A 22717-nucleotide genomic window follows, 5' to 3' on the forward strand; every position below is an offset into this window, starting at 1 on the left:
GGCCGGCGGCGATGGCCTTGCTCATCAGATACTGAAGTAACACAACGCATCCCGTAACATCGGCGCCATGGAACCGAGCCGCTGGTGGGGCGACGACCGTGCGATCCTCGATGACGAGGAGGCCCGCCGGCGCATCCTGGACGCCGCCGGCCGCTGCATCGTGCGCCGCGGCAGCACTCAGTTCCGGGTGGGCGAGGTGGCGGACGAAGCCGGGGTGTCGCGGTCGACGGTGTACCGGTACTTCCCGGGCCGCGACGACGTCCTGCTGGGCCTGCTGCTGATGCGCATCGACAACGCGCTTGGTGAACTCGTGCGCTCGCTGCCCGCTCCCGACGACCCGGTTCGGTCGGTGCCCGAGATGGTTCTGGCCCGCGTCGAGTCAGTGGATGGCAATCCGCTGAACGAAGCGCTGTTCGCGGCCGAGAGCACCGCCGTGGCCACCGCCCTGGAGAAGGGGTCGGAACCGATCGTGGAGTTGCTGCTGCGGCACTACGAGCCGTTGCTGACTCGATGGAAGCTGGCGGGCCGCCTCTACGACGATCTCGAGCCCCGGTCGATCGTCCAGTGGCTGCACACGGCGACGTTGTTTCTGCTGGCGCCCTCGTGGCGGCGCCGTCCTGCGGCCGACAAACGTGAATTCGTCGAGCAGTTCGTGGTGCGCGCCCTGGTTCCACCAATCAGACAATAATCGGGTATTGTCTGATGTCCAGACGTTCAGTTATTTTTGTCTGACGACGCCGCTCAAGCGGCCCGCGACACTGCTCGGTGCCCGTATCAGGACGGAACGACATGAAAAACGCTGTGGGACAGGCGCTCTCCGCCATGGGCCTGGCCGCCCATCTGGGCCGCGGGGTGGGCCGGGTGGCCGCGGACGCCGTGGTTGGAGGCCGGTTGGGGTTGCCCCGCACGGTCGACGACGTCGACGCCTCCGTCCTGTCCAGCATCATGGGCAAGACCGTCAGGTCGGTGCGTGTCCTCGGCAGCGACGCGGGGACGTCGACCCGGGCGCGGTTGGTGCTGACCGGAAAAGATGTTCCCGAATCGGTGTTCGTCAAGCTCGCGGCCCAATCCGCCGCGACCCGTCTGATGGGTGAACTCGGCAGGCTCGGGCACACCGAGGTGCGCTTCTACAGCCAACTCGCACCGGAACTGACCGGCGTCCCCGACTGCTACGGGGCGGCATTCGACCCCGTGACGGGCCGCTACCTGTTGGTCCTCGAAGACCTGCCCGCCGAGTCGTGCGAATTCCCCGACACGTTGCACCCGCTCTCCCCCGACCAGGCCAGCCTCATCGTCGAATTGCTGGCCGAGTTGCACGCCACGTTCTGGCATCGCCTGCCCCGCGACGGGCGCGGCCCGCTGGGATGGCTCTACACGCCATCGGGCGACGTGACGTCCCTGCTGACCGGTTCGCTGATGCACGCGTCGATCAAGCGCCTCGCCGATCGCACCGCCATCCCGGTCGAGAACGGCCGCTTCATCGCCGACAACTACCGCGCCGTCGCCGCGGTGATCGACACTCCCCCGCATACGGTCATGCATGGCGACGCGCATCCGGGCAACATGTACTTCTACGGCGGCAAGGCGGGACTGCTGGACTGGCAGGCGGTGCGGCGCGGACACCCCGCGCGCGAGCTGGCCTACACCCTGATCACCAGCCTGACGCCGGAAGACCGCCGCGCGACCCAGCGCGAGCTGCTCGACGACTACCGTCGCGCGCTCGCGGCCGCCGGCGGGCCCGGCCTGGACCGCGACGACCTGTGGCTGCGCTACCGCCAGGGCGCGCTGTACGGCTATGTCGCCCCTCTGATCACCGCCGGAATGGGCGGAATGCAGGTCGAGGGCATTGCGATGGAAGGCCTGCGGCGCGGGGTCGCGGCGCTCGACGACCTGGACACCGTCGCGGCGCTGCAGAGTTCCCTGTAGCCGAGGCGAAATTCGGCCGAACCTATTGCCATCGCCGCCGCAGGAGTTACGCTACTTCGAGTAGCGAAATACCCGTACATCTCACTCGGCAACGCATGGCGACGAGAAGGAGAGTTTCGTGTTCGACCTCAAGATCACCGGTGGCACCGTCGTCGATGGCACCGGCGCGGATCGCTTTCGCGCCGACATCGGCATCAAGGATGGCGTGATCGTCGACGTCGTCCGGCGCGGACCCGGCGACGCCGAAATGGGCGGGGAGGCCGCCGAAACCATCGACGCGACAGGTCATGTCGTGGCCCCCGGATTCGTCGACATCCACACTCACTACGACGGCCAGGTGAGTTGGGACAGCCTGCTGGAGCCGTCCAGCGGCCACGGCGTCACCACGATTGTGACCGGCAACTGCGGCGTCGGCTTCGCGCCGGTGCGGCCCGGCAGCGAGCAGTGGTTGATCGAGTTGATGGAGGGCGTGGAAGACATCCCCGGCACCGCGCTGACCGAGGGCATCACCTGGGGCTGGGAGACCTACCCCGAATATCTCGACGCGATCGGCAAGCAGAAGTTCGCGATCGACGTGGGGAGCCAAGTCGCCCACGGCGCCATCCGCGCCTACGCGATGGGCGAGCGGGGCGCCCGCAACGAGCCGGCCACCCCCGACGACATCGAGGCGATGGGCCGGCTGGTCACCGAGGCGATCGAAGCCGGCGCGCTGGGATTCTCCACGTCGCGCACGATGGGCCACCGTGCGATGGACGGCGAACCGGTGCCCGGAACGTTCGCGGCCGAGGAAGAACTGTTCGGCCTGGGCCGCGCCATGGCCGCCGGCGGTCAGGCGGTGTTCGAGCTGGCGCCGCAGGGATCCGCGGGTGAGGACATCGTCGCCCCGAAGAAGGAACTGGACTGGATGCGGCGGTTGGGCGCCGAGATCGACCGGCCGGTGTCGTTCGCCCTGATCCAGGTGGACGCCGATCCGAAATTGTGGCGCGAGATGCTGGATCTCTCCGCGGACGCGCACGCCGCCGGCAGCCGGTTGTACCCACAGGTCGCGGCGCGCCCGTTCGGCATGATGATCGGTTTCCAGGGCCACCACGGTTTCAGCCACCGGCCCACCTACCGCCGGCTGCAGGCCGAGTGCGGCCGCGAGGAACTGGCGCAGCGGCTGGCCGATCCCGCGGTGAAGGCCGCGATCCTGTCGGAGGACGACATGCCCTCCGACCCCACGTTGCTGTTCGACGGCATGTTCGCCCTGGTGCAGCACTCCCTGCACCGGCTCTACGCGCTCGGCGACCCGCCCGACTACGAGCCCACCCCCGACCGAACCGTCGCGGCGATCGCCAAGGCGCGCGGCGAGGACCCGCTGTCGACCCTCTACGACCTGATGCTCGAGCGGAACGCGACGGCCATGCTGATGCTGCCGCTGTTCAACTACGCAGAGGGCAACTGCGAGGCGATCCGGGAGATGCTGTTGCATCCCGCCGGAGTGCTGGGGCTCTCCGACGGCGGCGCGCACTGCGGCATGATCTGCGACGCCTCCTACCCGACCTTCCTGCTAACGCACTGGGCCCGTGACCGCAGCCGGGGCGAGAGGTTGCCGTTGGAATACGTGATCCGCAAGCAATCCCGCGACACCGCACACCTTTTCGGGCTCACCGATCGCGGCACGATCGAGCCCGGCAAGAAGGCCGACATCAACGTGATCGACCTGGACGCGCTGAGGCTGCACCCCGCCGCGATGGCCTTCGACCTGCCCGCCGGCGGGCACCGGATCCTGCAGGGCGCGAGCGGATACGCGGCGACGATCGTCAGCGGAACGGTGACCCGGCGCCACGACGTCGACACCGGCGCCCGTCCCGGTCGCCTGGTTCGGGGAGCGCGTTAGGGCCCGGCACATGAAGGTGGCCGCCGGCAACCCGGCCCGTACCCGCGACGAGGATGCGATCGGCACCCCGCCGGAAGGCCCGACCCTGGTGCCGGCCGAGCGGTACTACTCTCCGGCCTTCGCCGCGCTCGAGATCGAGCGGATGTGGCCGAAAGTGTGGCAGGTCGCCTGCATGCTCGACCACGTCGCGGAGCCGGGCGACTATTTCGAGTACCGCTGCGGGCCGTACGGGGTACTGATCGTCCGCGGTGACGATGGTGTGCTGCGCGCGTTTCAGAACGTCTGTCGCCATCGCGGCAACTCGATCTGCGTCGGCTCGGGTTCCGGACTGCACGAGCTGAAGTGCGGCTATCACGGCTGGACGTGGGACCTCGCCGGCGTGCTCAAGCGGGTGCCCAACCGCAAGGGATTCGGCGCGCTGCGCATGTCGGACTTCCCGTTGGTGCCGGCCAGGGTCGATACCTGGGAGGGCCTCGTCTTCGTCAACCTCGACGTCAACGCGATGCCGCTGAGCGATTACCTGGAGTCGGTGCCCGACGACATCGCGTGGTGCAACCTGGGCGACTTCCGCTGCTACGCCACCCTCACCGTCGAGGTCGACGCCAACTGGAAGACGATCGCCGACGGCTACAGCGAGACCTACCACATTCAGACGCTGCATCCCGAACTGTTGCGCTGCGTCGACGACATCCATGCGCCACAGCAGATCTGGGGTCACACCGGCAAGTCCGATCAGCCCTACGGTGTGCAAAGCCCACGCTTCGACGGCACATTGAGCGATGAAGAGGTTTGGGACGCCTACGTTTACACGCAGGGCGCCCTCATGGGCGCGGCCGAAGGCACGCCCTTCCCCGCCGATGAGCGCCGGCCCGGGCAGACGGTGCAGGACCTGATCGCGGCACGCACGCGCGCGTTCGCGGCCTCGCGCGGTGTCGATCTCGACTGGGCCGACACCGACCGGATCACCCGGCTACACCAGTACAACGTGTTCCCCAACATGACGCTGCTGGCCAACGCCGACCACCTGACCATCATGTGCTCGCGACCCGGGCCGGACCCCGATCACGGTGAGTTCGTCATTTTCTTGATGACGCGGATGCCGCCGGGCGCGGCGCGCAACAAGCCGACGGACGTCCGCATGAGCGCCGGGGAGGCCGAGCCCGGCCTGGTACTAACGCAGGACATCCGCGTGCTGCCGGGCTTGCAGCGCGGCATGCACCAACCCGGCTTCACCCACTTGGCACTCTCCGGCGAAGAGCGGCGGGTGATCAACATGCATCGCAACCTCGAGCGCTACCTCGACCTACCCGCGGCCGAGCGCGTCGGCGGGCCGACGTCCGCGGATCGCGATGAAGTAATTGGCGCGGAGCCTTCGAAATAGCCCCCGAGCGAATTAGAATCCGGCTGTGGCGATCCCGTCGAACCCGTGCGGTGGCGAGTGGGGGCGGCTATCACATCGGCTAGAGATGCAGTACCAGATTGTCGGCCGCAGGGGGGCGCGGCGGCTGTGCAAGCGCTTTGCGCAGGTTGGCGTTAGAACGCGGCCGGACCGGCTTCAGCAGATGCTGGCCGGCATGCCCGGCTCGGACGACGAAGTGACCGACGTCAGGTTTGCCTTGATCGCGTCACAGCTGAATCGTCAAACGCGGGCCGCGAGGCTGAAGCGTCTGCAACGACACGGCACCCGCTCGTTGTTGTTCGCCGGCCTGGTTCTGGTCGTATTGAACTTCCTTTTCTGCGTCGCCTACGTCATGTTGAACCTGGCCCAACAGGCCACGCCGCTGTAAGGCGGTCCGCCGCCGATCGTCACCGCGGGGCGACGACGCCGTTGTCGTACGCGTAGACGATCGCCGCCGCCCGGTCGCGCAGGTCGAGCTTCCCGAAGATCCGCCCGATGTGGCTTTTGACCGTGACGCCGGAGATGCACAGTTCGTCAGCGATCTCTTTGTTCGACAACCCTTTTCCGATCAGTGTCAGAACGTCCAGTTCGCGGCTGGTCAGCTCGGCGATGTCGTTCCCGCGTGGCCCGTCGGCGGCCTTGCGGTAGGTGGTGAGGACGCGCGAGGTGACCGCCGGGTCGAGGTAGCTGTCTCCCCGGGCGACCGCCCGCACCGCGCGGATCAGCTCCTCGGCGGACGAGTCCTTGAGGACGAAGCCCGCCGCGCCGGCGCGCAACGCGCCCGAGAGCAGTTCGTCCTCGTTGAACGTCGTCAGCGCAAGCACCGGCGGCCCGCCGGCCAGTAAGCGGGTCGCCTCGATGCCGTCGACACGTCGCATCCGCAGATCCATCACGACCACGTCCGGCCGATACTGGGCCACCGCGGCGGGCACCTCGTCGCCGTCGGCGCATTCGGCGACCACAACGAAACCGTCCTTGCGGCGCAGGATCCGACGCAGCCCGGAACGGACCAGATCCTGGTCGTCGACCAGGAGCACGAAAATCTCGGGTGCTTCGTCGATCACAGCTTGCACCACCAGGGGCGCCAACCGCCGTCTTCGGCGTGCAGCGGTATCTCGGCGCGCACCGACCACCCGTCGTGCGTCGGCCCGACATCGATGGCCCCGCCCAGCAGTTCGATGCGCTGGCGCATGCCGCGCACTCCACGCCCCACCGCGGACGGGGCGGCGGCCACCGCGGCCGGCAGCCGATTGGTGACGGAGAGCCGCGCGGACGCGGCCGAAATGCTCAATCCCACAGTAGATTTGGAGTCGGGCGCGTGTTTGGCGATGTTGGCCAGCGACTCCTGGGCGATGCGATACAGCGCAAGGCCGACCCCGGCCGAGACGCGCTGAGTGGCTCCTTCGATGCCCAGTGTGACGTCGAGACCGGCCCGCTCGAAATCCGCCACGAGAACACCGATGTCGTCGATGCCCGGTTCGGGCGTCGTCTTCATCGGAGAGCTGTCGAGCAACCCGACGGTGCGACGGATGTCGGCCATGGCCTGCCGGCCAAGCCGCTCCGCGTGTTCGAGTGCCTCGACCGCGTCATCGACGTCGCGATCCTGCTGCAGCACCCGCCGCGCACCGGTCACGTGCAACAGCGTGACGCTGAGCGAGTGGGCGATGACGTCGTGCACTTCTCGGGCGATGCGCCGCCGCTCGTCGGCCGCGGCATGCTCGGCCAGCGCCTCCTGTGCCCGAATTTGTTCGGCCAGCAGCCGCCGCTGGGTCCGCATGAGATAGCCGATTAGCCAGCCCCCGGCGACGAAACCCAGGTACAGGGCTACCGCGTCGAGGCGATGGAGTGCGGAAGCGGCGAGCAGCAGCGCGGCCGCCGACATCGCGGCCACAAAGCTGACAGCAGCGGACGTCAGCGCCCCAACCGCTCCGACCATTAACACCAGCAATGCCGGTGCGAAGTCGGCGCGGACGGGTGTTGATGTTGCGAATAGCATCACCGCGGTGGCGGCCGACCAAGCCAGCCATAACAGCGCCGGGCTGAGCTTTATGTTGAAGACGAAAAATGTCACCGCGGGCGAGATGGCGATCGCAAGCGCGGCCAGCACGATGGGTAAGTCGGCAGTCGGTCGCTGCAGACTCGAGATCAGCGCGCCCAGTATGACGATGGCATCGGTGACGATAACGAACGACCACGTGATGCCGACGGGAATCAGCTCGCCACGTTGGCGCAGCCTTTCCCGCACATAGCCCGCTGCGGCGCCCAACATCGTCCAATCGTAAAAGAGCCGGTCACCCGCTCACATCATGCCGGGGTCGGCAGCGGGCTCCTCCCCTGGTAGGAGGCAAAGACCGAACTTCGGCACGACGCGCGGTAGGGCTCTGTCTTCCTAGCGTTTGGAGGTATGACATGGACACTGCTGCACGACCGCATGACCTTCATGACCGAATTGATCCAAGCCGCCGAGACCGACCCCGAAGCGGCGCTGGAGTTGGGCGACCGGGAATCCGAGGTCTCTCGGCTGTTCGGCGACGAGGAGGGGTTGCTGCTTTCGCTGCGGCACCGGTGGATGACGAGGTTGGTCGCCAAACTGGATCAGGCGGCCCACGACGGCGCTCCCGCGCAGCAGGCCCGGGTCGACCTCGCGGCCGCGCAGCCGGGCCTGCATGCGCTGGTCGAGCTGGCGTCCCGGCGATCGCTGCGGGTGCGGGCACTGTCCGGCAGCGAGCAACGGGCCGTCGACGAGTTCGGTGGAACGGCGGATCGGCAGACCGTTGCATGACAGCACGGGAACAGTTGCGCGCCTGACGGGTCGGTACGCGATCCTGATTGTCGGCGTGTGGGTGCTGGCGGCGGCCGTCGCCAACGTGGCGTTCCCGCAATTGGAGCGCGTCGTCGGCTCCCACGCTCGATCCTTCATGCCGCCCGACGCGCCGAGCGCAGTCGCCGCCGACCACGCCGCCCGGTTGTTCAACCAGAAGCCGAGCAACAACTTCGTTTACGTTGTGCTGGAACGAGTTCAGCGGCTGACCCCGCGTGATCGTCAGTTCTACGACGCGTTGACGTCAGCGCTGGGCTCCGATCAGCGGCACGTGTACGCGGTGACCGATCTGTGGTCACAGCCCGCCACGGCCGCTGGCGCGCAGAGTTCCGACGGGCGGGCCGTCAGCGTCATGGTGCGGCTCGCCGGAATGCTCGGCACCGGCCAGGCGCGGGATTCGGTGAATTTCGTGCGCACCACCGTCCAGAGGCTGGCACCGCCGACGGGCCTGGAAGTCCATGTCACGGGACCCGGCGCCACCATCGTCGACGAATTCTCCGCGATCGATCGGCAGATGCTCGGCATCACGGCCGCCACCATCGGTCTGATTCTGCTGTTGCTGCTGGCGGTGTATCGATCGCCGATCGCCGCCGCAATTCCGCTGATCTCGGTCGGGCTCGCCCTGGCCCTGGCGCGCGCAATCGTCGCCGCATTGGGCCAAGCCGATGTGGTTGAAGTGTCGCTGTTTTCGATAGCCCTCATGGCGGCCATGACGCTTGGCGCCGGAACTGACTACGCGATCTTTCTTGTCGGCCGCTACCACGAGGGTCGCCGCCGCGGTGTCCCCCCGGCACAGGCGTTGACCCAGGCTTACCGTTCCATCGCCCCCGTGGTGATCGGATCGGCGCTGACGGTGTCGGTGGCGCTGGCATGTCTGGTCTTCGCCAACGTGGGCTCGTTCCGAAGCGCCGGATTACCCTGCGCCATCGGCATTCTGGCGACGATGGTCGCGGCGCTGACGCTGACGCCCGCGCTGATGAGCCTGGCTGTGCGACGCGGATACCTCGAACCGCGGCCGTCGAGGACGGCGCGGCGTTGGCGCCGCGTCGGAACCGCCGTGGCGCGCTGGCCCGGGCCGATCGTGGTCACTGCGGGCGGACTGACGCTGTTGGTCGCGCTACCGCTGGCCGGCATGCGGGTCGGCTTCAACGAGCCCGCCGCCACGCCCTCCTCCACCGACTCCAGCCGCGGCTACGTCAGCGCCGACCGGCATTTCGCCGCCAACTCGCTGTTGCCCGACGTCGTCACCATCCAGGCCGACCACGACCTGCGCAACCCGGCCGGGCTGATAGCCATCGAGCGGATCACCCGCCACATCATGGCCGTTCCGGGTGTGCGCGCAGTGCAATCCGCCAGCCGCCCCGACGGCAAGGTTCCCGATCAGGCGACGCTGAGCTATCAGGCCGGCGTGCTCGGCCGCCAGTTCGGGAACACGGTGGACTCGCTTTCGCAACGCTTGAAGCGAGTCGCCGAGCTGGACGCCGCGCTGGCCCAGACCGAGCTGGCGGTCGACGGCCTCGGCAATGGATTACGCGGAGGCAGTTCGGGATTGGCCGACATGTCACTGGCCGCAGACGACATGCGCGCCGGCATGGATGGGCTGCAACGCAACGTCACGACCGTCTCGGGTTACCTCGACCCGCTGCGGGACTTCGTTGGGCGAACCCCCGATTGCGCCGTCAACCCGATCTGCTCGACGGTGGACCGCGTGCTGCAACCCGTCGATAGCCTCGTCCAGACCTCGACGCGATTGGGTGCCGGTACCGCGAAACTGACCAGCGGCTCGACGACCGCCGCCGCAGCGATGGCCGGCCTGCCCCAAAGCGTGGGGTCGATGAAAGACGCCTTGGGACAGGCGCGTTCGGCCACGCACGACTTGCTGAGCCTGAGCGAGACGCTCGGTCCGCAGATGCATCAGTTGACCGACTATTTGAACGAGATTGCCACACAATTCCAGGGCAGTGCCGCCGCCGACTTCTACATGCCGCAGCGGGCGCTGTCCGACCCGCGGTACACCGCCGCGCTGGGGCACTTGCTCTCGGAGAACGGCCGTGCGGCCTACCTGTTGGTCTATGGCGATGGCTCGGAATGGGGTGGCGACGGCGCCAAGCGGGCGGGCGAGGTACGCGCCGCCGTGAAGGAGGCGACCAAAGAGGGCACCTTGACGCCCACGGAGGTCGACCTGGCCGGCGTCGGACCGGTGACCGGCGATCTGCAGCGCTTCGTCGCCCGCGACACCACGCTGCTCGTGGGCGCCGCGTTGGTCCTCATCTTCTTGATCGTCACCACGATGTTGCGCAGCCCGGTCGCCGGACTGGTCGTCGTCGGTACGGTCGTCACGTCCTACGCATCGGCCGTTGGCGCCAGCGTGCTGATTTGGCAGGACCTGCTGCATCAGGACCTGCACTGGGCCGTCGCACCCATCGCGTTCATCGCGCTGATCGCCGTCGGCGCCGACTACAACCTGCTACTGGCGCTGCGGATCAAGCAGGAGGCAACCGCGGGGCTGCGAACGGGCATCATCCGCGCCTTCGGCGGCACGGGTGGTGTGGTCACCACCGCCGGCATCGTCTTCGGAATCACCATGCTGGCGTTGCTGGGCAGCAGCGTGCTCAGCATCGCCCAGATCGGCACCACCATTGCGGTCGGGCTCTTGATAGACACCCTCGTCGTGCGGGCGCTGGTCGTGCCGTCCATCGTGGCGCTGTTGGGACGGTGGTTCTGGTGGCCGCAGCGCCTACCGCGCACCGCGGTAGTGCGGAGCGAAAACGCCCGCACCGGAGCTAGTTTGGCTCGAGTCTGAAAACCGCGCATCGACCGGCGAGGGCCTCGAACTCGTCGGCGGATCCCCGGCTGACTAATCCTGCGCGCTTAAAGAAGCCGACGCCCCTGGGTACCTTGTCCGGAAACGCGCGCAATACCGGGCGGGCCTGCTCGGCACTGAGTTCGACGAAGCTGACGCGCTGCGCCCTGCGGCCCCGGGTGACGGTCCCTGCGCCGGCGGCGCGGGCATTGAGCACCCAATCCGCGTTCGCATATCCACCGACGACGTAGAGGCCGTCGTGCAGAGTGAACGGAGTCGCTGGCGTGCTGCGCGGCTCACCCGATTTACGGCCCGGGACGGTCAGCACCCGCACCGGCCCAGGCGCGATTCCGGCTCTGTGCATGGCCATCATGACCTTGTTCATCGGCTTGAGCCAGGCGGGCGGTTTCGGATCGGACATCGCTCCATTCGTATCAACTAGGCTGATACATGTCAAGGTAGCTGACACCTATCCTGCTCCACCAAGCTCAGGTGGATGCCGTCGCGCCCACGCTTCATTGGCTTGGCTTCGCGCGATTCGCGATTGTGGAAGTTGTCCGGCACGCGATGGGCACGACGGCCGGTCGCGACGTCCCCGTCGATCTGGACCGTTCCGCCCGTGGCGTGATGCTGTCGCTGCCAGTCGGAGATCGCCTGATGCGCAGCGTGATCGAGGTAGTTGACCAACAGATGGACGGTGACCGTGGTGCGCTCGGGAACGGACGCCAGGACACCGGTCAGCCGCGGCAGTGTCAGGAAGGTGCATGCTCCCTCGATGACCACGCGCCACTCTTCGCCCACCGGCTCGGCCTCCACCCGCGCCCGTATCACCCGCCAACCGGTCAGGACGATGGCCACAATCAGCCCGATCAGCACGCCGTGCAACAGGTTGAGAAAGACGACGCACACCGCGGTCACGAGGTAGACGGCGATGTCCCCGTTGCGAAGGGCGTTCTCGACGTGCGCGGGCTTGAGCAGCTCGATCCCGATGACGATGAGCAAGCCGGCCAGCGCCGCGGTGGGAATCTGCTCGACCAACTCCGCGAATGGCAAGGCGAACAGCAGGACCCAGAATCCGTGCAGGATCGTCGAGGCGCGGGTCTTCGCGCCCGCGTTGACATTGGCCGCGCTACGGACGATTACCCCGGCGATAGCGAGACCGCCGATTGCGCCCGACACGGCGTTCGCCGCGCCCTGCCCGATCAGCTCGCGATCGAAGTCGGTGCGCGGCCCATTGTGCATCCTGTCGATCGAAACGGCGGTGAGCAGGCTCTGCACACTGGTGATGAGCGTGACGGTGAGGACGCCGATTGCGACGGCTCCCCAGTTTCCGTGCGGCAGTGTCGGGAGTTGCAATGCCTCCAAGACCGAACCCTCGAGTTCGATTCGGGGCACGTCGAAGGGAAAAACCACCGAGACAATGGTCACCGTCACGATGGCGACCAGCGGCCCGGGGATTCGGGCCAGTCGGGGTGGAGCCCAACGCCATGCGATCAGGATTGCGATCACGAGTACGCCCAGAATGACGCCCGGCCGGTGCGCGCCGAGAATCTGCGACGGTAGGCCACTGACGTTGGCCCATGCCGAGCTTTTGGATTCGCCGCCGAGTAGCACGTGGGTTTGTTGCAGCGCGATCGTGATTCCGATACCGGCGAGCATCGCGTGCACGACAACCGGCGAGATCGCGAGCGCGGCACGCGCAATGCGGCTGAGCCCCAACAACACCTGCAAGACGCCGGCCGCGGCGGTGATCAGACACGTGACGCCCCAGCCGAACTCAGAGATCAGGTCCGCTACGATGACCGTCAGCCCGGCGGCTGGACCGCTGACCTGAAGCGCGGACCCGCCGATAGCCCCGGCCACGATTCCCCCTACTATCGCGGCGATCAAACCGGCAAGCACCGGCGCGTTGGAAGCAATCGCGATACCCAATGACAGCGGCAGCGCTACGAGGAAAACCACCAGCGACGCGGGCACGTCGTAGCGGATTACCTCTCTCAACCGGCGCCCTACGGGTTCGTCCTCGACGGCCCGTTGGGCGACCTTGTCGGTGTGCTGCATCGGTCCTTCCTGGCGCGAGCTGACTGTAAGTGCTTGGCGCACTGGCGATTACAAACAGCCGCGCAGAGTTCGTGCTCATCCCGAAACGGCTGTCTCCCGGGTTCGAAGGTAGGTGGCATGTCGATCGGGCCGCAACTCGGCAAGCCGTGCGCATAGCGAATGCAAATGTTTTGCTTCGCCTATCGCGGCGATTCGCCGAACTCAAATGCGCTGTTACATAGCCGTAACCATTGCGCCCGAAGCACATTCGCGTCAGGCCGGACCCCGCCCGTCACCCGCCAACGCGACGAGAAGTCGTGTCCCACCCAGCGGGCTCGCGTGCAAAGACGCCTTGCCGCCATGTAATTCGGCCTGCTGGGCGACCAGCGCCAGCCCCAATCCGGACCCCGAGCGCGACGCCGTCGACCCGCGGGAGAAGCGTTCGAAGACCGCGGCGCGCTCATCTTCGGGAACGCCGGTGCCGTTGTCGTCGACGGCGATTTCCACGCCGTCGCTGGAACTGGTTAGGCTGAGCCGGATTTCGGTGGCGCTACCGTGCTTGACGGCGTTGGCGATGGCGTTGTCGATCACCAGTCGCAGGCCCGTGGGCAACCCGATCATCAGCACCGTGGGCGACGGCACCAGAGATACCTGCAGGCCCGGGTAGATGCGCAGCGCGTCGTGGGCGGCACGGTCCAGGAGCTCGGTGATGTCGAACGGAACGAAGTCATCGACGGTGGTCAGATCGCCCTGGGCCAGTCGTTCGAGCGCCGTCAGGGTGGCCTCGATCCGGCTCTGGGTGCGGATGACGTCGCTGATCACCTCTTTGCGCTGCTCGGCGCCCAACTCCAACGTGGACAGCACCTCGAGGTTGGTGCGCATGGCGGTCAGGGGAGTGCGCAGTTCGTGGGAGGCGACGGCGGCGAAATCGCGGGCCGATTCGAGCGCCGCCTTCGTGCGCTGCTGCTCGTTGCCGATGCGGGCCAGCATGCCCTCGACCGCTTCGGCGATCTCCACGGCCTCCCGCACACCGCGGACCTGCACCTCGTCGGGGCTGGACTGGGCATTGATGGCGCGGGCCTGCTGCGCCAGCAACAGAAACGGGTTGACCATGATCAACGAGATCACCCAGCCGACCAGGATCGTCCCGCCGATGACGCCGGAACAGATCAACAACACCCGCAGATGCAGTTCGTCGATGCGATGTTGAGCTTCGGCCAATGGCGCCGCCAACGCGATCGATGCCGGGCCCGCGGTGAAGGTGCGGACCCGGTATTGCACGCCGTTGATGGTCGTGTTGGCGTAGCCGTTCGGGAGCTGGGGCAGGACGATATTGCCCGGCACCGATACCGTCGTATCCCCGATGCGAGCGGTGCGCACCAGGTTTCCATCCGGCATGGGCCGATCGGGGTTGGTGAGCTGCGCGCTGTTGAGCAGCGAATTGATATCACCGAGGCTGGTCACCGAATCCAGCCGGCGGTCGAGCTGGCTGTACTGATCGTTCGTGACGCCGATCCACACCCACAGGCCCAGGAGGACGACGAGGGTCATCACCGATAGTGCGGCCACGATGACGATCGTGCGCAGCGACAGCACGCGCATCGGGAGCCGTATATGAGAAAACACGCGAATATCAGGCTCCCTGTATTGCCCGCGAAGTGCCCGGTCGATGTCGTGGACGATAGTAACGACGACGGTACGGCGCGAAAGGATGGCGTGGCTGATGGCAAACACCGCACTCTTCGACCTGGATGGACGGGTGGCCGTCGTCACCGGCGGCGCCAAGGGCATCGGGGCCGGGATTGCCGAGGTGCTGGCCGAAGCGGGAGCGACGGTGGTGATCGCCGACGCCGATCGCGAGAGCGCGGACGCGCGCGCCGACGCCCTGACAAAAGCCGGCCACCAAGCGGTCGCGGTCATCGTCGACCTTGCCGACGAGGACTCGGTGGTCGCGGCGGGCGCGGCGATCGCGGAGGCCGTCGGCGCCCCATGGCTGCTCGTGAACAACGCCGCACTGCAGGATCGCGAACTGCTGCTCGAGGCCAGCGCTTCGCACTGGGACACGATCCACACCGTCAACGCCCGCGGTGCGTTCTTGATGACGCGCGAAATCGCCAAGCAGATGGTCGCCGCCGGACGGGGTGGGCGGATCGTGAACATCGCCTCCAACGCGCTGCGGGGCGGACTCATCAAGGGTCTTGCGGCCTACACCTCGTCGAAGGGCGCCATGCTCGAATTGAGTCACGTGAGTGCCTTCGAACTTGCCGAACACCAGATCACGGTGAACACGATCCTGCCCGGCGCGGTCATCACCCCGGGGGCCATCAACGCCACGGGGCCGCTCACCGACGGGCCCGCGACGAGGCCTACTCCGTTCGGCTTCCAGGAGCCGCGCGAGATCGGCGCCGCGGTCGTTTTTTTCGCCTCGGATTCGGCCCGGGCCATCACCAATCAGGCGCTCGCGGTCGACGGTGGTTTCTCGGTCAGCTAGCGGCCGCCGGCCTGGGTGAGCAGGCAATTTGCTTCCATATGTGGTGAGTGAGTACTCTCTCACCATGCCTCCATCGGGACGCGACCGGCTGCTGGGCGAGGCGCTGAAGCTCTTTGCCGCCAAGGGGTACGCGGCGACCTCGGTGGCCGACATTCAGCGGGCGTCCGGGCTCGCCCCGGGATCGGGCGCGCTCTACAAGCACTTCGGCTCCAAGCGTGAGCTGCTGGAGGCCGCGGTCGCGTACCGGATCGACAGCATCGTGGCCGCGCGAGAGCAGTACGACTCCGGGCAGGCGGGCAGCGTCGAGGAGGCGGTGCGCACGGCGGGCGAGCTGATCTGGAGCAACCTGCGCGAAAGCGAGGATCTGCTCAAGGTCATGTTGCGCGAGCCCGCCGAGGCCGGCGATCTCGAGAAGAAGACGTGGCAGGTCATCACCGACAACGCCTACCAGCGGTTCGCCGACGAATTGGCGGCGTCCAATCGCTCCGGGCGCACCAGCATCCCCGACCCCGAGGCCGCCGCGGCGGTGGCAATCGGGTCGCTTTCCTACGCCGCAACGCTGCAGGCCCTGACCGGCCGCTCTCCCGGAAACATCGACGACGACCGTTACTTCGAGGCCTGGGTCAACCAGACGGTCAGCGTCCTGGCGCAATACACCAACCGCAAAAACCGTTGACCACAACAAATCTCAGGAGCAAGCTGTGACCTTTTCACTACAACTGAGCGACGACGTCATCGAGGTCCGAGACTGGGTGCACAAGTTCGCCAGCGAAGTCATCCGGCCCGCCGCGGCCGAGTGGGACGAACGCGAAGAGACTCCGTGGCCCGTGATCCAGGAGGCCGCCAAGGTGGGCCTCTACTCGCCCGATTTCTTCGCGCAGCAGGCGGCCGAGCCGACCGGGCTGGGCTTTCTGACCACTTTCGAGGAAATGTTCTGGGGCGATGCCGGCATCGCGCTGTCCATCCTCGGCACCGGGCTGGCCGCGGCGGCCTTGGCGGGCAACGGAACTCCCGAACAGCTGGGACGCTGGCTGCCCGAGATGTTCGGCACGCCTGAGGATCCCAAGCTCGGCGCTTTCTGCTCGTCGGAACCCGACGCCGGGTCCGACGTCGGCGCCATCCGGACTCGTGCGCATTACGACGAGGCGGCCGGTGAGTGGGTCCTCAACGGCACCAAGACCTGGGCGACCAACGGCGGCATCGCCAACGTGCACATCGTGGTGGCGTCGGTCTACCCCGAGCTCGGCACGCGCGGCCAGGCCACCTTCGTCATCGGGCCGGACACCGCGGGTCTGGCCCAGGGGCAGAAGTTCAAAAAGCACGGGATCCGCGCTTCGCATACCGCCGAGGTGGTGCTCGACAACGTGCGTCTGCCCGAGGACGCCATCCTCGGCGGCCGCGAGAAGTTCGAGGCGCGCATCGCGCGGGTCAAGTCCGGCGCCTCCGCGGGTGGCCAGGCCGCGATGAAGACCTTCGAGCGGACTCGGCCCACCGTCGGCGCGATGGCCATCGGTGTGGCCCGGGCCGCCTACGAGTACGCCCTCGAATATTCCTGCCAGCGTGAACAATTCGGGCGCAAGATCGGCGAGTTCCAGGCGGTGGCGTTCAAGCTGGCGGACATGAAGAGCCGCATCGACGCGTCTCGCCTGCTGGTGTGGCGGGCCGGCTGGATGGCGCGCAACAACCAGAACTTCGACTCGGCCGAGGGCTCGATGGCCAAGCTGGTGGCAAGCGAGACTGCGGTCTACGTCACCGACGAGGCCATCCAGATCCTCGGCGGCAACGGATACACCCGCGACTACCCGGTGGAACGGATGCACCGCGACGCGAAGATCTTCACCATTTTCGAGGGAACCAGCGAGATCCAGCGACTGGTGATCTCGCGGGCGCTGACGGGGCTGCCGATCCGCTAACCCGGGCTGCGAGACATGATGGCCGGATGACCCACGAGATCCGCGTCCTCGACAGTGAGGAGGACCTCGTCGCCGCGGCCAACCTATTTCGCACCGCAATGGTCGGCTTCCCTCCGCTGGCGAACCTGCAGCCCGGCCAGATCAGCAAGCTGCTCGAGCCCGGGCGTACCGTCGGAGCGTTCGCCGCAGGACAACTGGTCGGCACCGCGGACTCCGTGACGAGCGGACTGACGCTTCCGGGCGGCGCCGTCGTCGAGCACGCCGCCGTGTCCCACATCGGGGTGCTGCCGTCGTTCACGCGCCAAGGTATCGCCACCGCGCTCATGGATCACCAGCTGCGCGACATCGCGGCGCGGGGCGAGGTGGTCGCAACGTTGCGCGCATCGGAGGCGACGATCTACGAGCGCTACGGCTACGGCGTGGCGAGTTCATCGCAAACCGTCGAGGTTCAGACCGCGCGGGCGGCGCTACGGCCGGGCGTCGGCGCCGGCGACCCGGCGCGGCTTCTCGACGTTGCGCAGACATTTGAGGTCCTGCCGCGGATCTATGCCGAGAATCGCCCGACGCGGGCGGGAACCATCGATCGCCCGGACGTGTGGTGGGAGGGTTTGCGGCTGCGGACCGAATCATCCTCGGGCCCCGCGTATGTCGCGGTATCGGGCGATCCGGGAGCCGAATCCGGTTTCGTCCGTTACCGCCCCGTCGACACCGAAAGGTGGTTCGTCAGCGATCAGCGCACCGTCGTGGTCGAGGATTTCTTCGCGCCCACCCCCGACGCGTACCTGGGGCTGCTGCGTTTCCTGCTGAGCCTCGATCTCGTCGACCGAGTGATGTTCTGGATGCTGCCGCTCGACGATCCGCTGCCCTGGCTACTGGTCGACCGGCGGGCCATGCGGATTTCCGCGGTGCATGACGAGACGTGGTTGCGCGTCGTCCATGCCGAGAAGGCGCTGACAGCCCGCCGATACGCGGGCGACGGCTCTGTCACCATTGCCGTCAATGACTTGCTGCTGCAGCATAATTCGGCCAGCTTCACCATCGCGGGCCACGGCGCGGAGCCGACTGATCGGCCCGCCCAAGTGCGCGTCGGTGTCGAGGGTCTCGCCGCCGTTCTGCTGGGCGGCGCCACCTGGAGCGGTCTGGCCGTCGCCGGGCTGGCACGGGCCGACGATCCCGCGGTGCTCGCGGTCGCCGATCGGCTTTTCGCGGTGGCCGAAGCGCCGTACGCCGGATTCTTCTTCTAAGCCGCGCACCGACTGAAGCTCGCGCGCAGCGATTGAAAGCCCTGCAGCGTGTTGTTCAAGAGTCGGACGGGCCGGTCAACCTGGATCCGAGTGACCTTGGGAATCATCGCGCGTAGCAGCGCGTGCATCTCCATCTTGGATAAATACATGCCGACGCAGGCGTGGGCGCCGAAGCCCCATCCGAGGTTGGCCCCTTTGCGGTGCAAGGAGAAGACCTCGGGTTGTTCGAATTGTGTCTCGTCCATGTTGGCCGACGCGTAGAGCAGCGCGACTCGTTGACCACGACCCAATGGGATGCCGTCGATCTCGGTGTCTTTCTTCAGCATTCGCGTGAAGCCGCGCACCGGCGAGCCGAGGCGAACGGCTTCGACCGCGGCGGCGGGCACCAGCTCGGGGTGGTGCCGCAGCTCCTCCCACACGTCGAGTTGGGTGCCCAGGCTCCACAGCAGTTGCGCGGACGCCAGGATCGTGGTGTCCAGGCTCGGACCGATGAAGTCGATCACCATGGCCTTGGCTTCCGACGGGCTCAACGTGCCGGCGTGTCCTGCCGCGAGAACCGAGTCCGCCCATCCGCCTTGCTTGACGCTCTCGGAGCGGATAGATCGCGCATAGCGCCAGAAACTCAGCCCCACCGGCGCTGCCTTGACGGTGCGGGTGTTGGTCGGGCCCAATACGTCGAATCCGCCGCGGCCGTATTTCAGCATGCGGTGATGGTCGAGGTCGACGCCGACGAGATCCGCGACCACCCGGATCGGCAGATAAGCCGCGAAATCGGATACCCCGTCGAACTCCGGGCTATCGCATAGCCGGCCGATGATCGCCGTCGCCTCGGCTTGCAGGACCGGCTCAATGTCGGAAAGCGCCTTGGCCGAGAGGGATTGCAGCAACACGCGCCGCCGGTTGGAGTGAGCTTCGCCGTCGCTGGCGAGCGTGGTGCCAGCAGTCAGCACATTGGTCAATGGATTGGCGGCCACCCCGTTGCCGCTGCAGTAAGTCTCGTCATCGCTAAGCGCCTGGCGCACATCGCGATAGCGGCCCATGACCCAGAGCCGGTGCTTCGGCAGCCATACCACCGCACCCGCGTCGCGGATCTGGCGATAGGTTTCAGCCGGCTTGAGCAGCGTCTCTTTGCCGTATAGGTCGATCGGCAAGGTCGGAGCCCCCGCCGCAGCGCCGCGACGCAACATGGTCAACATTGAACACGTGATCGTCGGGATCGGCGCGGGAATATGCGGACTTGCGGCCGCCTACGAGCTCGCGCGGCGCGGGGAACGGGCGATCGTCTTCGAGCGCGGTGAACTCGGCTGATCAGCGTCCCGGGCGGGCGCCGGGCCCGGGCCTGGGCCGTAAGTCTCGCGCGGTGACCGGTACGCCGTCATGGCTGCATCGCATAACCAGCTCGACCGGGTACCCGCAATCGCGGTGGATGATCTCGACGGGCGGGCCGTCGGGGTCCGCCTCCCAGCGATCGCCCCACTGCATCAACGCGATGATGGCCGCCTGCAGATCAAGGCCCTTGTCGGTGAGGCGGTATTCGTGGCGTTCGCGTTGCCCGGGTTCTCGGTAGGGCACGCGCTCCATCACTCCCGATTCGACCAGGGTGTTGAGGCGTTCGCTGAGCAGATTGCGGGCGCACCCAACGTGGGCCTGAAACTGTTCGAAACGCCGCGCTCCGTAGAAGGCTTCCCGCAACACCAGGAGCGTCCACTTCTCTCCGACAATGTCGAGCGCTCGTTTCACTGAGCAGTTTTCGGCGCTATAGCTATCTCGGATCGCAGACACGAGAGCAGCATAGCAGGGTTTGACTTTGCAACTCAGGGTCCACTATGCTGCGTTGTGAAAGTAAATCCAGAGCTTTGCTCACGAAACCGGAGGCTTGCGATATGCCCATGCTGGATGTGTACATTCCCGACGGTGCGTTGCCTGCCCACGTGGAGAACGCGCTATTGGCCACGCTGACCGACGTCCTGCTCGAACACGAGGGCGCAGACCCCGCCAATCCGGCAGCTCGGGACTTGGCCAAGGTGTGGTTGCATCGCCCCGCGGCCGTACTGCACGCCGGCGAACGGCCCGCGATGCCGCACTACCGAGTGATCGCGTCGGTGCCAGAAGGCCAGTTCGACGACGACCGCCGAGCGAGCATGGTCGCCGCGGTCACCGCGGCAATTCTGGATGCCGAGGACGGGCGTTACGACCGCGACCCGTTGCGTATCTGGGTGTTCGCCAACGAGATTCCCGACGGCACGTGGGGTGGTGGTGGACGCATCGCAAGGCTGGCGGACATTGCCGGCATCGTGATGGGTGATCGGGACAAGGGCCGTGTCTACGCCGACCGGCGACTGGCCGGGCGCCGGTCAGTGCCGGCTTGACAATGTTGAGCTAGCTGCGCCGTCGCACCATCCGACGCTCGAGAATGCCCAACGCGAGCCGCGCTGCCACAACTCAGCCGTGCGGCGCCTCCGAGATCTTGGTGTCCGGCTTGCCCACCGTCTGGCAGTAGGTCAACGCCGACAGCCGAGTCGCCGAGATCTCGATATTGCTCGGGTCAGTCCCGTTCTTGTCCTTGAGCATCTTGGTGACTTCGTCGTTCTGTTTCTTCTCGTCCTGAGTGGTGAAATCTTTGCACTTCGTGTCGCCGCCGGTGTTGATGATTTGTGAGGCTGAACACGCACCGGACGCCAGGGCAGCGAGCGCGATCATGGCGGCCGCAATTTGCTTCATCATTTGCCCTCCCGGATTGCCAGTAGTGGTATCTGTACACCAATTTGGCCGGTTTCAAACTCGGCGCCCGAGTTTGCGTCGCCCGGTGTGTGCGTTTGCGGGCGAGTGCCGGACGGGCCGACCCAAAGCGTCTGACTCAGTGGCGCGGCCTGTGGAACTTTCGGCTCGGTGGGAATACCTGCCGGGGCGGCCTCGTCTTTTACCGTTTGTCAGCCCGGCCAGTTAGCGCACGACCATGGGGGAGGAAAAATCGGTGATCTCGTCGGATGTGCGCACCGGCCGGCCTCCGCCGATCCCAGTCAGTGACCAGCGGGGCGGGTCCGACGGAACCCGGGCCGTGTTCACCGGCGTGCTGGTCCTCTTGCTGTCCACCGGGTGGGTGGCCAACCACTTCGTGGCGGTGATGCCGTTGATCGGCGAACGCCAACACCTCGACGCGGCCAAACTCGACGCGATCTTCGGAATCTACGCGCTGGGGCTGCTGCCCGGACTGCTCGTCGGCGGCCGGGTATCCGACGCGCTCGGGCGTCAGTCGGTGGCGTTGGCGGGCTCGACCACCGCTATCGCGGGCACAGTGGCGATGCTGGTTTCCCAGCACCCGGACGTATTGCTGGTGGGACGGTTGATCGTCGGGATCGGTGTGGGTCTGTTGATGAGTTCCTGCACCGCATGGGCGTCCGACCTCAAGGGGCCCGCGGGTGCGGCCACAGCCGGTGCGGTGTTGCTCGGGGGTTTCGCCATCGGGCCGTTCGCCGCGGGTGTGATCGCGCGGGCCGGACAGCCCGGAGTGCGGGTGTCCTTCGGGCTCGCCGCCGCGATTGTCGTGCTGGCGATGGCCATCACCGTCGTGGCGGTGCGGCGCACGGGCGCGACGACGCCGGCAACGGCACACGGCTGGGAGCCACCGCCGGCGGCACGGCAGGGGACCGCGTGGGCGCTGAGTTGGGCCATGCCCCTCGCGCCGTGGGTGTTCGCCTCCGCGACGTTGGGGTTCATCGCGATCCCTACCCGGGTACACACCGGGCTCGCCGCTCCGATGGCCGTGGGCGCCGCGACGCTGATCGTCAACGGCGTCAGCGGGCTAATTCAGGTGTTGGCGCGGGTGTTTCGCTGGGGTCCACACGCCGGCACCACCGGTGCGGTGCTGGCGGCGCTCGGTTACGCGGTCACGGCGGCCGCCCCGCCGACCATATCGCTGGCATTGGCCCTGCCGCTGTTCGTCGTGCTGGGGTGCGCGTCCGGACTTTGCTTGCGCGAGGGTTTGATCGATCTGGAAGCCGCGGCACCGCAACGCATCCGGGGTGCTCTCGTCGGGGTGTTCTATGTGCTGACGTACGTCGGCTTTGGCCTGCCCTTGATCTTGGCGACGGTCGGGCCGGGGCTCTCGGCGACGATTCTCGCCGTGATGGCCGTGCTGGCGCTGGCAACGGCGGTGAGTCGGGCGGTGCGGCTGCGCCGAGATGCTCACCGCCCGAGCTGA

The 22717-nt window shown here is 67.1% G+C and carries 21 protein-coding genes and 1 pseudogene; 14 read left to right on the top strand and 8 right to left on the bottom strand.

Translation table 11 applies throughout. From position 1 onward, the window contains the following. The first annotated feature begins 67 nt into the window (after window positions 1-67). The 5 genes from ACQI5H_RS07805 (at window position 68) to ACQI5H_RS07825 (ending at window position 5592) form a co-directional block, all read left to right on the top strand. On the top strand, window positions 68-688 hold the full coding sequence (locus tag ACQI5H_RS07805; RefSeq protein WP_427078813.1) for a TetR/AcrR family transcriptional regulator: 621 nt from the start codon (window positions 68-70) through the stop codon (window positions 686-688). Between the two features lie 101 nt (window positions 689-789). Continuing rightward, window positions 790-1926, top strand: a complete 1137-nt coding sequence (locus ACQI5H_RS07810; RefSeq protein WP_427078814.1) for a phosphotransferase — start codon at window positions 790-792, stop codon at window positions 1924-1926. A gap of 118 nt (window positions 1927-2044) precedes the next feature. After that, a complete protein-coding gene (locus ACQI5H_RS07815; protein ID WP_427078815.1) occupies window positions 2045-3805 on the top strand; it encodes an N-acyl-D-amino-acid deacylase family protein in 1761 nt (586 codons plus the stop codon). Window positions 3806-3815: 10 nt separating this feature from the next. Further along, the gene (locus ACQI5H_RS07820; protein ID WP_427078816.1) at window positions 3816-5186 is read left to right on the top strand and encodes an aromatic ring-hydroxylating oxygenase subunit alpha; all 1371 of its coding nucleotides are present in this window, start codon (window positions 3816-3818) and stop codon (window positions 5184-5186) included. Between the two features lie 25 nt (window positions 5187-5211). Further along, window positions 5212-5592, top strand: a complete 381-nt coding sequence (locus tag ACQI5H_RS07825) for a hypothetical protein (RefSeq protein ID WP_427078817.1) — start codon at window positions 5212-5214, stop codon at window positions 5590-5592. Between the two features lie 19 nt (window positions 5593-5611). On the opposite strand, the gene ACQI5H_RS07830 is transcribed toward ACQI5H_RS07825, so the two are convergent. Together ACQI5H_RS07830 and ACQI5H_RS07835 are read right to left on the bottom strand one after the other, a co-directional pair. Next, the gene (locus tag ACQI5H_RS07830; RefSeq protein ID WP_427078818.1) at window positions 5612-6268 is read right to left on the bottom strand and encodes a response regulator transcription factor; all 657 of its coding nucleotides are present in this window, start codon (window positions 6266-6268) and stop codon (window positions 5612-5614) included. Next, the gene (locus ACQI5H_RS07835; RefSeq protein WP_427078819.1) at window positions 6265-7473 is read right to left on the bottom strand and encodes a sensor histidine kinase; all 1209 of its coding nucleotides are present in this window, start codon (window positions 7471-7473) and stop codon (window positions 6265-6267) included. The genes ACQI5H_RS07830 and ACQI5H_RS07835 overlap by 4 nt, the downstream gene beginning before the upstream one ends. A 135-nt stretch (window positions 7474-7608) precedes the next feature. On the opposite strand from ACQI5H_RS07835, the gene ACQI5H_RS07840 reads away from it, so the two are divergent. Together ACQI5H_RS07840 and ACQI5H_RS07845 are read left to right on the top strand one after the other, a co-directional pair. Continuing rightward, window positions 7609-7986, top strand: a complete 378-nt coding sequence (locus ACQI5H_RS07840; RefSeq protein ID WP_427078820.1) for a hypothetical protein — start codon at window positions 7609-7611, stop codon at window positions 7984-7986. Further along, window positions 7979-10828, top strand: coding sequence for an RND family transporter (locus ACQI5H_RS07845; protein WP_427078821.1), 2850 nt, complete (start codon window positions 7979-7981; stop codon window positions 10826-10828). The genes ACQI5H_RS07840 and ACQI5H_RS07845 overlap by 8 nt, the downstream gene beginning before the upstream one ends. Here ACQI5H_RS07845 and ACQI5H_RS07850 read toward each other — a convergent pair. The 3 genes from ACQI5H_RS07850 to ACQI5H_RS07860 all read right to left on the bottom strand — a co-directional run bounded on the left by ACQI5H_RS07850 (window position 10809) and on the right by ACQI5H_RS07860 (window position 14470). Next, window positions 10809-11249: a nitroreductase family deazaflavin-dependent oxidoreductase gene (locus ACQI5H_RS07850; RefSeq protein ID WP_427078822.1), complete on the bottom strand. Its 441-nt coding sequence runs from the start codon at window positions 11247-11249 to the stop codon at window positions 10809-10811. The genes ACQI5H_RS07845 and ACQI5H_RS07850 overlap by 20 nt on opposite strands. Window positions 11250-11281: 32 nt before the next feature. After that, window positions 11282-12889 carry a SulP family inorganic anion transporter gene (locus ACQI5H_RS07855; RefSeq protein WP_427078823.1) on the bottom strand — a complete coding sequence of 536 codons (1608 nt, stop codon included), beginning with the start codon at window positions 12887-12889 and terminating at the stop codon, window positions 11282-11284. 252 nt (window positions 12890-13141) lie between these two features. Next, complete coding sequence (locus ACQI5H_RS07860) at window positions 13142-14470, bottom strand: sensor histidine kinase (RefSeq protein ID WP_427078824.1); 1329 nt, start codon at window positions 14468-14470, stop codon at window positions 13142-13144. Window positions 14471-14591: 121 nt separating this feature from the next. On the opposite strand from ACQI5H_RS07860, the gene ACQI5H_RS07865 reads away from it, so the two are divergent. The 4 genes from ACQI5H_RS07865 (at window position 14592) to ACQI5H_RS07880 (ending at window position 18516) form a co-directional block, all read left to right on the top strand. Further along, on the top strand, window positions 14592-15359 hold the full coding sequence (locus ACQI5H_RS07865; RefSeq protein ID WP_427078825.1) for an SDR family NAD(P)-dependent oxidoreductase: 768 nt from the start codon (window positions 14592-14594) through the stop codon (window positions 15357-15359). 64 nt (window positions 15360-15423) lie between these two features. Next, window positions 15424-16035 (top strand): TetR/AcrR family transcriptional regulator, encoded by a 612-nt coding sequence (locus ACQI5H_RS07870; RefSeq protein ID WP_427078826.1) that lies wholly within the window; start codon window positions 15424-15426, stop codon window positions 16033-16035. Between the two features lie 25 nt (window positions 16036-16060). Beyond that, window positions 16061-17272 (top strand): acyl-CoA dehydrogenase family protein, encoded by a 1212-nt coding sequence (locus ACQI5H_RS07875; RefSeq protein ID WP_427078827.1) that lies wholly within the window; start codon window positions 16061-16063, stop codon window positions 17270-17272. A 26-nt stretch (window positions 17273-17298) separates the two neighbouring features. Next, window positions 17299-18516 carry a GNAT family N-acetyltransferase gene (locus tag ACQI5H_RS07880; RefSeq protein ID WP_427078828.1) on the top strand — a complete coding sequence of 406 codons (1218 nt, stop codon included), beginning with the start codon at window positions 17299-17301 and terminating at the stop codon, window positions 18514-18516. Here ACQI5H_RS07880 and ACQI5H_RS07885 read toward each other — a convergent pair. Further along, the gene (locus tag ACQI5H_RS07885; RefSeq protein ID WP_427078829.1) at window positions 18513-19703 is read right to left on the bottom strand and encodes a cytochrome P450; all 1191 of its coding nucleotides are present in this window, start codon (window positions 19701-19703) and stop codon (window positions 18513-18515) included. The genes ACQI5H_RS07880 and ACQI5H_RS07885 overlap by 4 nt on opposite strands. A gap of 16 nt (window positions 19704-19719) precedes the next feature. Between ACQI5H_RS07885 and ACQI5H_RS07890 the strand changes: the two are divergent. Then, a pseudogene (locus ACQI5H_RS07890) lies at window positions 19720-19815 on the top strand (FAD-dependent oxidoreductase); the annotation flags it as partial. Window positions 19816-19824: 9 nt separating this feature from the next. Here the strand turns inward: ACQI5H_RS07890 and ACQI5H_RS07895 are convergent. Beyond that, entirely contained in the window at window positions 19825-20256 is a 432-nt protein-coding gene (locus ACQI5H_RS07895) for a winged helix-turn-helix transcriptional regulator (RefSeq protein WP_427078830.1), read from the bottom strand. A gap of 143 nt (window positions 20257-20399) precedes the next feature. On the opposite strand from ACQI5H_RS07895, the gene ACQI5H_RS07900 reads away from it, so the two are divergent. After that, window positions 20400-20885: a tautomerase family protein gene (locus ACQI5H_RS07900; RefSeq protein ID WP_427078831.1), complete on the top strand. Its 486-nt coding sequence runs from the start codon at window positions 20400-20402 to the stop codon at window positions 20883-20885. Between the two features lie 73 nt (window positions 20886-20958). Here ACQI5H_RS07900 and ACQI5H_RS07905 read toward each other — a convergent pair whose 3' ends face one another. Next, on the bottom strand, window positions 20959-21240 hold the full coding sequence (locus ACQI5H_RS07905; RefSeq protein ID WP_427078832.1) for a hypothetical protein: 282 nt from the start codon (window positions 21238-21240) through the stop codon (window positions 20959-20961). A gap of 250 nt (window positions 21241-21490) precedes the next feature. Here ACQI5H_RS07905 and ACQI5H_RS07910 point away from each other — a divergent pair, with 250 nt between their 5' ends. Further along, window positions 21491-22717: an MFS transporter gene (locus ACQI5H_RS07910; RefSeq protein ID WP_427078872.1), complete on the top strand. Its 1227-nt coding sequence runs from the start codon at window positions 21491-21493 to the stop codon at window positions 22715-22717.

Source organism: Mycobacterium heidelbergense (assembly GCF_050205645.1).
Lineage (GTDB): Bacteria > Actinomycetota > Actinomycetes > Mycobacteriales > Mycobacteriaceae > Mycobacterium > Mycobacterium heidelbergense_A.

Bases quoted from the DNA above. Each gene is read 5' to 3' on its own strand.
- ACQI5H_RS07900 (WP_427078831.1), top strand. From the start codon at position 20,400: ATGCCCATGCTGGATGTGTACATTCCCGACGGTGCGTTGCCTGCCCAC.
- ACQI5H_RS07840 (WP_427078820.1), top strand. From the start codon at position 7,609: ATGACATGGACACTGCTGCACGACCGCATGACCTTCATGACCGAATTG.
- ACQI5H_RS07860 (WP_427078824.1), bottom strand. From the start codon at position 14,470: ATGCGCGTGCTGTCGCTGCGCACGATCGTCATCGTGGCCGCACTATCG.
- ACQI5H_RS07865 (WP_427078825.1), top strand. From the start codon at position 14,592: ATGGCAAACACCGCACTCTTCGACCTGGATGGACGGGTGGCCGTCGTC.
- ACQI5H_RS07810 (WP_427078814.1), top strand. From the start codon at position 790: ATGAAAAACGCTGTGGGACAGGCGCTCTCCGCCATGGGCCTGGCCGCC.
- ACQI5H_RS07820 (WP_427078816.1), top strand. From the start codon at position 3,816: ATGAAGGTGGCCGCCGGCAACCCGGCCCGTACCCGCGACGAGGATGCG.
- ACQI5H_RS07835 (WP_427078819.1), bottom strand. From the start codon at position 7,473: ATGTTGGGCGCCGCAGCGGGCTATGTGCGGGAAAGGCTGCGCCAACGT.
- ACQI5H_RS07880 (WP_427078828.1), top strand. From the start codon at position 17,299: ATGACCCACGAGATCCGCGTCCTCGACAGTGAGGAGGACCTCGTCGCC.
- ACQI5H_RS07805 (WP_427078813.1), top strand. From the start codon at position 68: ATGGAACCGAGCCGCTGGTGGGGCGACGACCGTGCGATCCTCGATGAC.
- ACQI5H_RS07885 (WP_427078829.1), bottom strand. From the start codon at position 19,703: ATGTTGCGTCGCGGCGCTGCGGCGGGGGCTCCGACCTTGCCGATCGAC.
- ACQI5H_RS07905 (WP_427078832.1), bottom strand. From the start codon at position 21,240: ATGATGAAGCAAATTGCGGCCGCCATGATCGCGCTCGCTGCCCTGGCG.
- ACQI5H_RS07850 (WP_427078822.1), bottom strand. From the start codon at position 11,249: ATGTCCGATCCGAAACCGCCCGCCTGGCTCAAGCCGATGAACAAGGTC.
- ACQI5H_RS07855 (WP_427078823.1), bottom strand. From the start codon at position 12,889: ATGCAGCACACCGACAAGGTCGCCCAACGGGCCGTCGAGGACGAACCC.
- ACQI5H_RS07870 (WP_427078826.1), top strand. From the start codon at position 15,424: ATGCCTCCATCGGGACGCGACCGGCTGCTGGGCGAGGCGCTGAAGCTC.